General features: G+C 31.3%; 12 protein-coding genes. All 12 read right to left on the minus strand.

Annotation, left to right across the window (positions count from 1 at the left end; translation table 11 throughout):
- A partial coding sequence (locus QZU90_RS04465; protein ID WP_296855831.1) for an AAA family ATPase occupies positions 1-777 on the minus strand: 777 nt, incomplete at its 3' end.
- 124 nt (positions 778-901) lie between these two features.
- Positions 902-1,738, minus strand: a complete 837-nt coding sequence (locus QZU90_RS04470; protein WP_296855772.1) for a TIM barrel protein — start codon at positions 1,736-1,738, stop codon at positions 902-904.
- A 153-nt stretch (positions 1,739-1,891) separates the two neighbouring features.
- Positions 1,892-2,872, minus strand: coding sequence for a phosphorylating glyceraldehyde-3-phosphate dehydrogenase (locus QZU90_RS04475; protein ID WP_296855774.1), 981 nt, complete (start codon positions 2,870-2,872; stop codon positions 1,892-1,894).
- A 142-nt stretch (positions 2,873-3,014) separates the two neighbouring features.
- Positions 3,015-3,695, minus strand: coding sequence for a hypothetical protein (locus QZU90_RS04480; RefSeq protein WP_296855775.1), 681 nt, complete (start codon positions 3,693-3,695; stop codon positions 3,015-3,017).
- Positions 3,696-3,715: 20 nt separating this feature from the next.
- Positions 3,716-4,249 (minus strand): DUF2284 domain-containing protein, encoded by a 534-nt coding sequence (locus tag QZU90_RS04485; protein WP_363142477.1) that lies wholly within the window; start codon positions 4,247-4,249, stop codon positions 3,716-3,718.
- Positions 4,250-4,616: 367 nt separating this feature from the next.
- Positions 4,617-6,569, minus strand: a complete 1,953-nt coding sequence (locus QZU90_RS04490) for a cation-translocating P-type ATPase (RefSeq protein ID WP_296855778.1) — start codon at positions 6,567-6,569, stop codon at positions 4,617-4,619.
- Positions 6,570-6,735: 166 nt separating this feature from the next.
- Positions 6,736-7,008 carry a metal-sensing transcriptional repressor gene (locus QZU90_RS04495; RefSeq protein ID WP_295605395.1) on the minus strand — a complete coding sequence of 91 codons (273 nt, stop codon included), beginning with the start codon at positions 7,006-7,008 and terminating at the stop codon, positions 6,736-6,738.
- 213 nt (positions 7,009-7,221) lie between these two features.
- A complete protein-coding gene (locus tag QZU90_RS04500; RefSeq protein WP_295605397.1) occupies positions 7,222-8,322 on the minus strand; it encodes a DNA topoisomerase IV subunit A in 1,101 nt (366 codons plus the stop codon).
- 4 nt (positions 8,323-8,326) lie between these two features.
- The gene (gene top6B / locus QZU90_RS04505) at positions 8,327-10,105 is read right to left on the minus strand and encodes a DNA topoisomerase VI subunit B (RefSeq protein WP_295605399.1); all 1,779 of its coding nucleotides are present in this window, start codon (positions 10,103-10,105) and stop codon (positions 8,327-8,329) included.
- A 722-nt stretch (positions 10,106-10,827) separates the two neighbouring features.
- Entirely contained in the window at positions 10,828-11,427 is a 600-nt protein-coding gene (locus QZU90_RS04510) for a KH domain-containing protein (protein ID WP_295605401.1), read from the minus strand.
- 285 nt (positions 11,428-11,712) lie between these two features.
- Complete coding sequence (locus QZU90_RS04515; protein WP_296855835.1) at positions 11,713-12,489, minus strand: serine protein kinase RIO; 777 nt, start codon at positions 12,487-12,489, stop codon at positions 11,713-11,715.
- A 209-nt stretch (positions 12,490-12,698) separates the two neighbouring features.
- Entirely contained in the window at positions 12,699-13,004 is a 306-nt protein-coding gene (eif1A, locus tag QZU90_RS04520) for a translation initiation factor eIF-1A (RefSeq protein ID WP_292776837.1), read from the minus strand.
- Positions 13,005-13,297 lie beyond the last annotated feature (293 nt).

Here is a 13,297-nt window from a genome sequence, read left to right on the forward strand (position 1 = left end):
GTTATTGGTTGCTGCAATTGTTACAACACCATCATTTGGATTGATTCCATCCATTTCAGTTAAAAGGGAATTTACAATTTCAGAAACATCCCCTCTTAATGATTGGAATGACCTATGCAATGCTATTGCATCAATTTCATCAATGAAAATCAAGGATGGGGCTGATTTTAATGCAGTTTCATATAAATCATGAATCTTATTTGCGGCATCTCCTACATGATCCCCGATTAATGAGGTTGCCTTGACCAAGAACAAATTTATGTTCAATTCATTTGACAATGCCTTTGCAAGCATGGTTTTACCGGTTCCGGGAAGACCATAGAACAGAACATTCTTAGGAGCCCAATTGCCAAACTTCTCTGGGTCTTGAAGATACTTGTAAATTAATTTTGATTTCTTTTTAGCATTCTCTTGACCTACAACATCATCAAAGAAAACATTGGATTTTATTTTTTTAATGGAATCATTCTTTTCAACATCTGGAATAACAATTTCAATTGAAGTGTTTTCTCCAATAACTGAATCCTCTGGATATGCAGTTATGATTTTGAATGCAAAATCTGGAATGATCTTTTGATCAAAAAGATAGGAACCTGTTCTAACAGAGGTGCCGCTCCACTGATCTATAGCATACTGTTCAAAAAGAACTTTATCAGATATCTCTAGATTAGGCCCTTCCAATAATCCAAAATTGAAAGGATAACCTGCAGTTTCCAATACAAGAACCTTGGTTTCAATCTCACTGAAACTAGCCCTATTCTTAATATGTTTAAAAATATTAAAATTTTTTTATGAATGTTTAGATTACTTATTATATTTTTAACATTATTTAAATATTTTCATAAAGGAATTAAGTTTAAGATTTGAGAAAAAATTTAGTAAAATTTTAAAAAAAATTTACCTAAATTAAAGTATCATAAAGCTGTTTCATTCTTAAGGCATCCTGATCTATTAATGGAGTTTCACAAATAATTGTTGCTTTCCAATCGTTTTCAATCAGATTCAAAAGCAAATCCTTAATGTGTGGCCCATATTCATCATCTTCAGCCAAGGTATGATGCTTCTTTTCACCCTTATCGGTATACTCAATTGTAGTGAAATGACAGTGAAGTCTATCGATATCTAAATTGTCTTCAAGCTTTGAGAATATGCAATTATAATCCTCTTTATTATTTAGGATTCCTCTTCCCCTTGCATGAACATGAGCAAAGTCAATTGTAGGCTCGAAGTGATCAAAACTTGCACACATTTCAATGATTTCATCAATATTTCCCAATTGAGAACGTTTTCCAGTTGTTTCAGGTGCAAAAGTAAAGTTTTCTATTCCTTCCTCTTCACATCTTTCAAGGAGTCTTGTGTAAGTCTTTTTAGCTAGATCCATACAAGTTTCAGGTTTTCTGCCTGAATAAAATCCCGGATGGAATACAAGCCTATATGCACCCATGAACTCTCCAACTTTAGCAGATTGAACCAATCTGTCTATTGTGCTTTCAATCTTTTCTTCCTCTTTGGAACATACATTTACATAATAAGGACAATGCATAGACATTAAAACTCCATTCTCTTCTGCAGATTCCCGAAGTTTAAGTGCAGAGGATTCGCCAATTCTGACACCATAAGTTGACTGATACTCAAATGCATATAATCCTAAAGGCCCTAAAAATTCTGGAGACTCATGTGCTTTTCCATTGAATTCTATTGGTTTTCCAGCTGGACCAAAAATAACCTTATCTTTCATAAAAACACCATAAATAATTAAAAAAATGATAAAATATAAAAAATGAAATTAAACAAATTAAATAGAAATTATAAATTTTATGATTTAGAAAAAAAGTAAGAAAATTAAATAGAATAATTCTATTTAATTAATTATATCTGAAATTATGTTGATTTATAAAATTCCCATTGCCTTGTTGGTTTTAGCAATGGACTTTTCATTATCAGATTCCATTTCCAACATTGCACGGATAGCATCTACGTTTTCAGGCACTACATCAGATTCTTGGTGTACTGCTTGCATGTAGAACAATTCATTGTCTACAACGTTAATGGATTCTTTCCATACTGGAATCTCATATAAATCGTTTCTGCTTCTTCCTAAATCTTTAGCATATTCCATAAGTGCTGCAGTTGAGTCAAGGCCAGCAGCCGTATCGATTACTTCATCATTAGTCACTTCATTGCCAATTTCAACCATTAGGTTGTGTTGGTGCATTAAAGTGGTAGGTACAAGTAAAGCCATTGTAGTAACATCGATGCCTTTCATTACAGTCTGTACATCAGGACCGTGGTGAGAAGGCACTTTTGGAGGGTTAGGAACAATAGCGTTAATAGGACCTTTTTTGATTTCAGAAGGGTCAGATCCTCTTCTAACCATTACAGCACGAACTTTTTTAATGTCAACTAATGGATTAAGAGTGTGTAAGGTACGGGTTAAACCGGTAGTGTTACAGGATACTACTCTTGCGTAGTCTGCACCATATGAATCATCATAGTTAGAAAATGAGTTGAAGGACAATCCAGTTAATTCATGGTCTTCTCCACCCTGGTAAATAGCTTTTACACCAACTTTTTTATACATTTCAAGGTTTTGAGGTCCGATGTTTCCAGGAGTACAGTCAACTACAATATCTGCTTCTTGAATCATGTCTTCAACAGTACCTGCAATTTCAATTCCTGCTTCTTTAAAGAGACCTTCCCTTTCTGGAATTCCAATGTATAAAGGATACCCCTTTTCTTCTACAGCAGTTTTTGCTTCAAAGTTAGGTCTAGTTTTACTTACACCAATGACTTTCATATCATCTTGAGCAGCTACAGCATCAGCCACTCTTTTACCTATAGTTCCAAATCCATTAATAGCTACAGATTTCATTTTTAAACTTCCTTTATGAATATTAAATTTATATAAACTCATTAAATTCTATAAATCCAATAAATATATAATTAAAGATTTATAATTCAATCTATATATAATTTGATATTACTTGATATGATATAAAACATTTAAAAGGAGATTAAAATACCCATTCTTGACTTTCTGGAGCAGAATGTTTTTTTCCATCCTCATCTATATAATATTTTGTACCATCACTTCTATGATGAATGTAAACATGACAATCATATCCTGCCTTATCAGATAAATCTAAATCCTCTACCCATTCAGTAACCCTTTTTCCGCTAGAACCAGATTTGCTGTCAGATGCGGAATGTTCTGCTTGTGTGATTGATTTAGCAGTTACCGTACCATTTCCAATAGCCACTTGTGTACTGTCATCAGTAGCTAAACTAACATCAACCTTATCCAATACATTCCCATCAAGATCATAAAGTGTTACAATTGCATGATCAGGATACTTGTCATATGAATCCTTGCTTTCGCACACTATGCTACCCTCAGAATCAACAGTTTTCTCAACTTTGTCACCATCATTTAAATTAGCACCATCTCTACTATACAATACCTCTACAATTACCTTTTCATCAGAGTGATTAGAACCAACATTAATAGCGCAGATTGTCTTTGCATCTAAAGAATGTTGAGTTGAAAAAGTAGTGTTAATAATATGCATTGGCTCATCTTGAGAAAGAGGATTGATTTCTCCCCCTGAGTTCAAGTATAATGCTGTACCTAATATGAAAGTTAAACATATTACGGCAACAACAATGATTATTGTAGTCTTATTATTCAATTCCATTTTATCCCCCTAAAAATTTTTTAATCCAATAAAATAATTCCATAACAGAAATAACTATTATTCTCCTCATCAATTCCTAAAATATCAAAACCATTGTTTTCAATAGTCTTATGAATATCCACACCACAAGCTTCACCAGACGGACGGGCTTCAGTAGGATATTTACACCCAGTCAAATTGGATTCCTCCAATATACATTCTTCCCCTTTGGACTTGCAGACCATACAAGGACCACCACCCATGCCAAATGCCTTATAATAACCAAAATGAGCACAACAATTCTCTATATCTAATGCTATTTTAGAGATTCCCCCAATATCATCTTCAATAGAAGCCAAACTTATTTCAAATAAAATGGCAGTTTTATATGAATTTACCATTCCAACAAACTCTTCTGCCTTTGGAGTATAAGGCGGACATACAAGTGTTTTACCATAGTTAGGACATCCATATTGACATTTTAATCTTGTCCATGGCTCAACTACAATTGTGGCGGTGTCAATATATTCAAATTTAAAACCTTTATAATCTTTTGTTAATTCTTTAATTTCTATTTAATATTCTATAATTAGAATTCTTATGATAAATATTTTAATAAAATCATTAATAAAATTTTTTAAAAAAAGAAATGGAAAGGGACATTAAAAAAACTAAAAAAAAACTAAAAAAAACTAAAAAAAACTAAAAAAAACTAAAAAAAAACTAAAAAAAACTAAAAAAAAGCCTAAAAGACTGAAAAAATAAAAAAAATAAAAAAATAAAAATGAAATAGTATCAGTATTTTAAAATATTTTTCAAACATTTCAAGCTCTTAAAAATGCTAATGAAAGTACAAAAAACAATAATATGCAAAGGATAGCAAATTCAAATATCATTTTTATCACCTTTTTATCATATCTGTTTTTAAGAAATTATTATTGTTTAATCAACCCTTGTTTTGAATCTTAAAAGCAAAGAAGAATAGATAATCACTATTACAGATCCAATATTATGTACAAATGCTCCCCCAATAGGGTCCAAATATCCTAATGCGGCAAGAATTGTTGCTATAATATTTAATCCCAAAGCAAAGGCGATTCCAATATTAATAGTTCTGATGGTTTTTCTAGAAAGTGCAAGCAAATGTGGAATATACTTAATGTCATCACTTACAAGACATACATCAGATGCTTCAATTGAGATGTCACTGCCAACACCTCCCATTGAAATTCCAATGTCCGCTTGTCTTAAAGCTGGCGCATCATTTATTCCATCGCCAATCATTGCAACCTTCCTATCATTGGATTGGAATTCTTTAATCTTAGAGATCTTATCTTCCGGCAGACAATTGTATTTTAAATCCTCAATACCTACATCATAGGCAATATGCTCAGCAGCATTCCTATTGTCTCCAGTTAATAAAGTAGATTTTACACCTAATTTATCTAATTGGTCAATGAGATTTGCTGCATCATCTCTTAAAATGTCAGCCAGTAAAACTGCCCCTAATAATTCTCCATCTCTTGAAAGATAAATTGCTGTTGCACCCAGATTTAAATCTCTAGAAATATTATTCAATATAAAATCACTAGGCAAATTTACCCCTAATGATTTTAAGAATTCCTCATTGCCGGCACATAATTTATTATCACTTAAAGTAGCCGTAACTCCTTTTCCAATAATCATTTCGAAGCTTGAAACTTTTTCCAAACTTCCATCATAATTGTCTTTATAATATTTTACAATAGCTTTAGCTAAAGGATGTTCAGATGGGCTTTCCAATGAAGCGAATAAACGAATCAATTCTTTTTCACTAATTGCATTATCATATGCAATAATCTTAGTGACAACAGGTTTTCCATAAGTCAAAGTACCTGTCTTATCAAAAACCATATGGTCTATTTTAGCTAATTTTTCAATTGAAATCCCTTCTTTGACTAAAATGCCCACTTTGGTTAAATTTCCAATTGATGCCATAATGGCTGTGGGAGTAGCTAAAATCAATGCACAAGGACAGAATACAACCAAAATAGTCACTGCACGTATGATTTCTCCAGTATACACCAAAGTCAAAACTGCGCAGATAAATGCTATAACAACAATGAAAGTAGCCCATTTATCCGCTGCTCTAACCACTTTCGCATTTTCAGGACTTGCAGATTCAACTATTTTAATTAATCTTTGAAGAGAACTGTCCTCTCCTTTTTTAGTGGCTTTCATCAAAAAAGAACCATAAAGATTTATAGTTCCACTATATACTTCATCACCAACTACTTTATCCACTGGTATGGATTCTCCAGTCAAGACAGAATGATCTAAAGAAGATTCACCTAGGATTATTTCACCATCTACTGGAACAATTTCCCCTGGAACAACTTTTACAATATCTCCCACTTTAATCAAATTAGCTGGAACCACTATCTCACTTTCATTTTTTCTATTATAATTGATTACTAAAGTACAAATTGTAGGATTCAGGTCAATGAGATTCTTGATTCCTGCTTTTGTTTTAGAAACAGTGAATTCCTCTAAAAATCCTCCAATTGCCATAATGACAGCTATCACTCCTGCAGCAAATAATTCTCCAATAAGAATTGAAGAAATAATTGCAACTGAGACAAGAACATCTGCCTTTATGTCAAATTCTGTGCAAAGACCTATTATTGCTTCCTTAAAAATAGGAATGCCACAAAACAATATGGCAATCCAAATTAAGTCAAATCTGAATATGTCCGTACCTATAAAACTTAGAACTACTGAGATAATGGAAATGAATATGAATAAAACATCCTTCATTTGACTATCTATAAAAAAGTCCTTAATATGTATATTACGACTATTAGAACCATGGGATATTATGTTTTTATCGTTAAGGAAAAATTTTTTTATGTTCATTTTAACCCTCCAAGCCAATACATATAGGTATACCCTTATAGGTATACAAATAATTTGAAAAAAAATAGAAAAAATTGTTTATTTGAGAAACTTAAAGAATTCTCCCTAAAAACAATTTAATCTATAAAATTTCCAAGGATTCCCCTCTAACTTTGAAAATTTTTAATTATAATCTTGAATAATATTCTAAAATAGTAGAAACATCATTTATTGCTTCATCACTGTCTCCTGCTTCAATTGCATTCTTAATACAGTGCTCAAGATGCCCTTCCACTATTATATGGCCTACTTTATGTAAAGCAGATTTAGAAGCATTTACTTGCATTAAAATATTCTCACAAGGAATATCCTCATCTATCATACGATCAATAGCATTTAATTGACCTATAATCTTTTTTATTCTTCTATGAAGATTATCAGAATCCATACACTGTTTCAAAATAACACCACCAAATAAATCAATATACCCTATGGGGTATGCATATATTAAAATTGAACCTTGTACTATATAAATGTTTTGAAAAATAAAAAAAGGGTTTGTCAATATTATAAAAACAATTATGATGGAAGTTTGGAAAAAGTCTCCAGATACAATAATTAAAAAATAAAAAAAATAAAAAAAGAAAAAATAAATTAATTAAATAATTAATTTTTATAATTGTCCAAATTGTCTTAATTTCTCTGGGAAATATGTATCTACTACATATTCAAGACCATATTTGGAGAAAGATTGCTGTTCTGCTTTTTTACCAATCTTAAGCATTTTCTTAATCTCGGTTTGCCAGAACTCTGTTTGATACCTTGGGTCTTTTGAAAGCTCTTTCAATCTCAATACATCAATATCTTTCAATGGGTCTGTTGGAAGATCATATTCAATGATATCGGATGCGGTTACCCCTAAGAACTTAGCATCAGGAGTAGCTAAATCATGATTTACATGAGCTAATTTTGCACTTCCAGATATAATTACCTGTCCGATGTGGAATCCCCAAGGGTCTCCGTCGTTACAGATATATACAGGTAGGCCTAATTCTTCATTAACCCTTTTGATAAATCTTCTTGTTGCACGAGCTGCTTGACCTTTAAGACCTACAATCAAACAGTTGAATCTGTTATGAGCATCCTCTTGCACTAACCTGTGGAACATTCCCATGGTTTCCACTGCAAGCACAAAGTCAGCACCACAATCCAACAATTCAACTTGGTCAATGGTAGGTGAAATGGTATAGCCAGATTTACCCGCTCTTGCGGCATTGATCTCAAATTCACCATCAAGCAAGGTGATATCTCCGTAAACGGATGCACCGTCTTCCTCAGGCATTAATCCTAAATCTTCACGGGTAGCACCTAATGCAACTTCTAAGTCCTCCCCTACAATGTTGGATTCCTGTTGGTTATTGAATTCAATACCCCAACCTTCAGAGATATAATACATTTCCCTGATAGTTGCAGTTTTGTCTCTTAATACCAAATCCTTACAGAAATTAGCAACATAAACCATTTGCCCTAACTTTCTGATTTGCTTTACATTTCCAAGAGACCTTTTACCAAATCTGTCTCCGAGGATATAATAACGTTTATCTGGGTCATAAACAATGTTTCCAGTACCTCTAGAAGGAATTCTTAATGTAGGTACTTTCTCTTTTTCAACATCCCCTATAATCTCTTGACCAAATGCCTTGAGTTTATTGAAAGTGTATTGTCTCCTTTGCTCTTTGTGAGTATGTTTATGAGTAGTAGTTTCTTCAGCCATCTAATCATTCCTCCTGGTCTTCTGAATCAAACAATGTAGACTGTCCAGTTTTTTTAGATTTTTTCTTTTTAGGTTTTTCATCATCTATTAACGCTTCATCTAAATCTGATTCTTGAACTCTGTCCTTACGACTTGAATGTTCCTTGTCTACAACATGACCAAATTCGTCAAGCTCTTCAAGTAAGGAATCGACGTAGTCTTCCTCTTCTATCTCTTCTTCAACCTTTTCACCCATTAATTCTGCTAATGCTCTTCTTGTAACTTTAGCAAGAACAGGTTTATAATCTGGAACACCAGTTTCAGCAAGGGATGCTGCCTCTTCAATGATAACAGGAACATAATCTTCAAATATTTTAGATCTCATAGCTTTTTCCTTTTCAGCTTTTTTGGATCTGATATGTCTTTGAAGTTTTCTTGCTATTTTCATGGTAGCTTGCCTGATTTCATGAACAATCTCAGGTTCTGGTGCGATACTTTGCTTACCAGTGGATAAGTAAGGAACTTGAGTGGAAATAATGTTAACAAACAAGGTAAGTGGAGTGTTATCCAAATCTCTAAGACCATATCTTCTCCAATCAATAGATTTCAATGCTTCTGTAATAGCACAGCTTCCTGCATCGAAAGTCAATGGAACTCTGTTTGCAAATCTTAAGATTTCAGATTTCCTTTGTTCATTTACAATTCTACCAGCATCTCCACCATAAGCAATACCTGCTTCCACAATGAATGCCACACCACCTTTATAGGTAACAGGAGCTCTTGTAATTGTAGTGATGAATTCAGGTTTCAATATTAATTTCATACCCTTTTCAATTTGCTCTTCACCAATAGGAATAAGACCAGAAGTAGGAGGAGCCATGAATTTCATTTTTCCAAATGCTTCTACAATAGCTTCCGCTTCAGCCCAAGTCATGTTTTTTGGACGTTTTTTCATGTCAATACCAGTGAGTTCCTGAAGCTCTTTGATCTTCTTGGAGGACATTCTTGACAAGTTGGTAGTTAACATGCTTTTGAAGTTTCTCTTATCAGTGGTTTTTGCAATGTGAGTAATGTCATCTGCAGTTACACCTTTAGGGTGAGGCAATACTTCTTTAGGTAAGACTGGAACAATTTCTGCAGCTCTTTTAAAGATGTATTTATGCCCTTTAGGGTCTCTAAAAGTAATCTTTGCATGAGGGTTAGCAATCATGGTTCTACGAATGTACTCAAATGCCCCTTGTTCAGCTAATGAATATGATACCTCTTTAAAATGGAGTTGGATACAAACACCAGTGCTTTCTGGAGTGAAATGTTCAGTTTTAATGATATCTCCAACGTTGTTTTTTACATCCATCTTAAATTCCATTTTAACCCCTTTGAGCTCACCATCCTCTTTCCATCCGGAAATTACATGGGTGGACTCACCAGTGGTCATTTGGGATAAAAGTACACAACCACTACAACCTAAACCTTGTTGCCCTCTTGATTGGATGTTTCTAAATTTGGAACCTGCAAACATCTGACAGTATACTTGAGTTACAAATTCCTCAGGGATACCTGGACCATTATCTGAATGTCTTAAAAGATAATGCTCTTTTCCGAGTTGCTTTAAATCAATTCTAATTTCAGGCAAAATCCCTGCTTCCTCAGCAGCGTCAAAACTGTTTGTGATCAATTCGTGGAAAACAATAGTTAAAGATCTGATTTTACCAGAAAATCCTAACATCTGTTTATTTTTTCTAAAGAACTCTGATGGAGTTAATTGGTCAAAATTCTCAAAGAGTTCTTGCGCTTGTTGAGACAAATTAAACCTCCTTTACATAGTTTTTAATTAACATATGAATTAATTAAACTAATCATTAAATAATCAATAATACTTAATTATTTAAAGTACTGAAATTTTTATAAAAATTCCCCTTAAAAAACATATGATGATTTTTTTATATGATAATGTAATCATAAAATAGCATATATTTATTAAATATTTTAATGAAAATATACAAATATTATTTTTATGGAAAATTTTTATACAAAAATGAAAAAGTTACTAAAATTTTAGACAATAACATAAGTAAAATATTTTAAAAGTATGCCAAAACTATAGTAAATATATCACTATATATACATATGTTGTTGAAAGTATATAAAAGTTTTTAATTACTATAAAAATTTTAATAAAAAAATCATCATATAGCATAAAAATTTAAGCTAAATATAATTAAATTACATCACATCAAAAAATATTGTTAAAAAATATTAAACCATACATATATCTTTAATGAAAAATAACAATTAATTAAGAAAATTGATTCGAAGCAGTTAAAACAATATCGATTTGTAAAAATAAAATTAATAAAAATAGATATTAGAAATATGGAAATAAATTTAAGAGTGAAAGATAATGAAAATTAGAAAAATAGAAAAAATAATAGAAATGAAAAAAATAAAAAATAAAAAAATAAAAAATCAAGATATGATTGAATGAATAAAAAATAATAAAATTATAAAAAAATAAAAGAAAAAATTCTAATCTAAGTCATCACGGAATTGAATTTCATCTCTTTCAATTCCAACAACTTCTTTGAACTCTTTCATTTTACGTTCATTCTTCTTATTTTCTAAAAATGCATAGACAGACTTATGTCTTGATCCATTAAGAATCATTTCAACTGCTTCCTTAGCAACCATCACATTTTGAAGTTCACCAATCAATGAAACAGTCTTTCCATAAATAGCCATGTCAACTTCAGCCATATCAACGATTATTTCTCTGGTTTTTCCATCTTTTCCAATTATTCTACCTTTGTATCTTGCCATAGCCTTTTTGGATTTTCCAACATACAAAGGCAATTTGATTATTTCCAAATAAGTATCATCTTTATTTAATTTTAATGCTACACGAGGATTGAATCCACGAGCAATAGCTTTTACAATATGATTTGCTTTCCATACACCAAGAGGATCTTCCATATTTTCATTAGGATAAATAGCTACAGTGCATTCTTCACTATCAATATCCAAATGAGTATTGGTTGCATTTTCAATTAATTGTTTGGTTTCTCCTTTTGTTCCAATTAAAGCACCTACTCTATCTGCAGGAACTCTAAGATAATCGGTTTCCGGCAATTCATTCACCTCTTTGATTTTTTAATAAATTCATTTACAATTATATATTAAATATTTCAATTAAATTTAATAAATATTTTGATAAATTATTATTCTAAATAAATTTAAAATTAATAACAAAATTTAATCTTAGAATTAATTCTAAATTAATAAACACCCAAATGGAAACCTAATTGGAACTTAAAAATATTTATTTAATATTTATAAAAAATAGGTTTACCAAGAGCATTTGAAAACTATTTATCAATTAGCATTCTAAGAAAGTTTGGATAGGTTTTTAATAAATTATTCTTTTATTAAACGATTAGTCAAATCTTCAATGGAAGTGTCTACACCCATCTTTTTAAATTCAAAACTAATGTTTTTTATGTCTCTTTCAAGCAATTCACGGGCAATAATGTGATCCTTAACAACAGATTGTGATACATCAATAATCACTGGCTCTTCATCGAAATTTAGAATATTATAACTTGATAAGTCACCATGAATCAAATTTGCCTTGTTTATGAACTTATCCATTTGGTCCACTAATTTTTCATAAAAGTCATTAGGGTCTTGTGGAGGCAAGTTTTTCACGGTTGGAGCAGGATTTCCATCTTCATCACCAATGAATTCAATTATTAAAACATTGTTTAAGCTTGTAATTGCTTCAGGAACATTAACTCCTGCATCCTTAAGCCTTGTCAAATTCCTATACTCCTTATTAACCCAATTGTTTATCAGTTGTCTTTTATTGCTTGATCTGACATTAAAACGAGGGTCTCCCGCAATATAATATTGCATTTTCTTAAAGTCCGAAGTGGCAATCCTATAAATCTTAACAGCAACAATTGAGCCATCCTCTTTAATTCCCTTTAATACGTTAGCTTCCTTTCCAGTGCTTATAGCACCATTTAAAACATCCAAATAACCTTGATTAGCTAATTTATAAAGTACCTGCAATGTTGCCTTATCGAAGATTTCACTGGATACCTTCCTATCATCTGAATCCTTAATCCTCTTTTGTGAAATCAATTTCTGAACTTCAGCATCCGCTTTAGCCACTCTTGGATTTTCATTCATGACTTCTTCATCAGATTCAATTTCCATTGAATCATCTTCAATAAGCTCTGCATGAGCATTAGCCATTTTTGGATTCTCTTCCATAAAAACACCGCTTTAAAATTAGATAAAAATTTAGAAGTAGTTTAAAATAGGATATTTAAAAAAATAAAGTAAAATTTTGGTAAAAAAAAAGAAAATTAAAAAAGTAAATCAAATGATTTACTTATTTACATAGTCAAATAGCCTTTTCTTTCAAGCCAGTTGGATTCAGTTCTTGTGTATCTCCAAATTACATCAGCCTTTTGGTCTGATTGGAAATCCCATGGTTTAACAAGAACGACATCACCTTCACGTATCCAAATTCTCTTTTTCATTTTACCTGGAATACGTGTCATTCTGATATTACCATCAGCACATCTTACTTTAATTTTTCCATGACCCATAATCTGTTCAACTACTCCTGGAATTTCGCCTTTTCTAGGAGTACGTACTCTTCTATATTCTTGTTGGTCGTTATTTTGTGGTTTACTCAAAAATTCTCCTCCTGCTCATTCTCCAAATATTTAATAACACATCATTTTCATAATTGAATAAATCATTTATAATAAATTTAATTTGATTATATATTTGATTAAACAATTTTCTAAATAAATTGTAAAAATATCATTTTAAAATTATTGTTTAAAAAATACAGCAAATAATTTATTATTATATATTATATATTTCTTACTATAAATACTAACAAGATAATTTATAAATGTTTTGATTTTTTAGATGAAATTTTTTTAAATTTAAACAAAAACATATAATGTAAATATATCAATTA

This window comes from uncultured Methanobrevibacter sp., assembly GCF_902784195.1.
Taxonomy (GTDB): Archaea; Methanobacteriota; Methanobacteria; order Methanobacteriales; family Methanobacteriaceae; genus Methanobrevibacter.

What these genes read in the sequence shown, in the direction of transcription:
- QZU90_RS04470 (WP_296855772.1), bottom strand. Translation starts at nt 1,738, where the DNA reads ATGAAAGATAAGGTTATTTTTGGTCCAGCTGGAAAACCAATAGAATTC.
- QZU90_RS04475 (WP_296855774.1), bottom strand. Translation starts at nt 2,872, where the DNA reads ATGAAATCTGTAGCTATTAATGGATTTGGAACTATAGGTAAAAGAGTG.
- QZU90_RS04480 (WP_296855775.1), bottom strand. Translation starts at nt 3,695, where the DNA reads ATGGAATTGAATAATAAGACTACAATAATCATTGTTGTTGCCGTAATA.
- QZU90_RS04490 (WP_296855778.1), bottom strand. Translation starts at nt 6,569, where the DNA reads ATGAACATAAAAAAATTTTTCCTTAACGATAAAAACATAATATCCCAT.
- QZU90_RS04500 (WP_295605397.1), bottom strand. Translation starts at nt 8,322, where the DNA reads ATGGCTGAAGAAACTACTACTCATAAACATACTCACAAAGAGCAAAGG.
- QZU90_RS04515 (WP_296855835.1), bottom strand. Translation starts at nt 12,489, where the DNA reads ATGAATGAAAATCCAAGAGTGGCTAAAGCGGATGCTGAAGTTCAGAAA.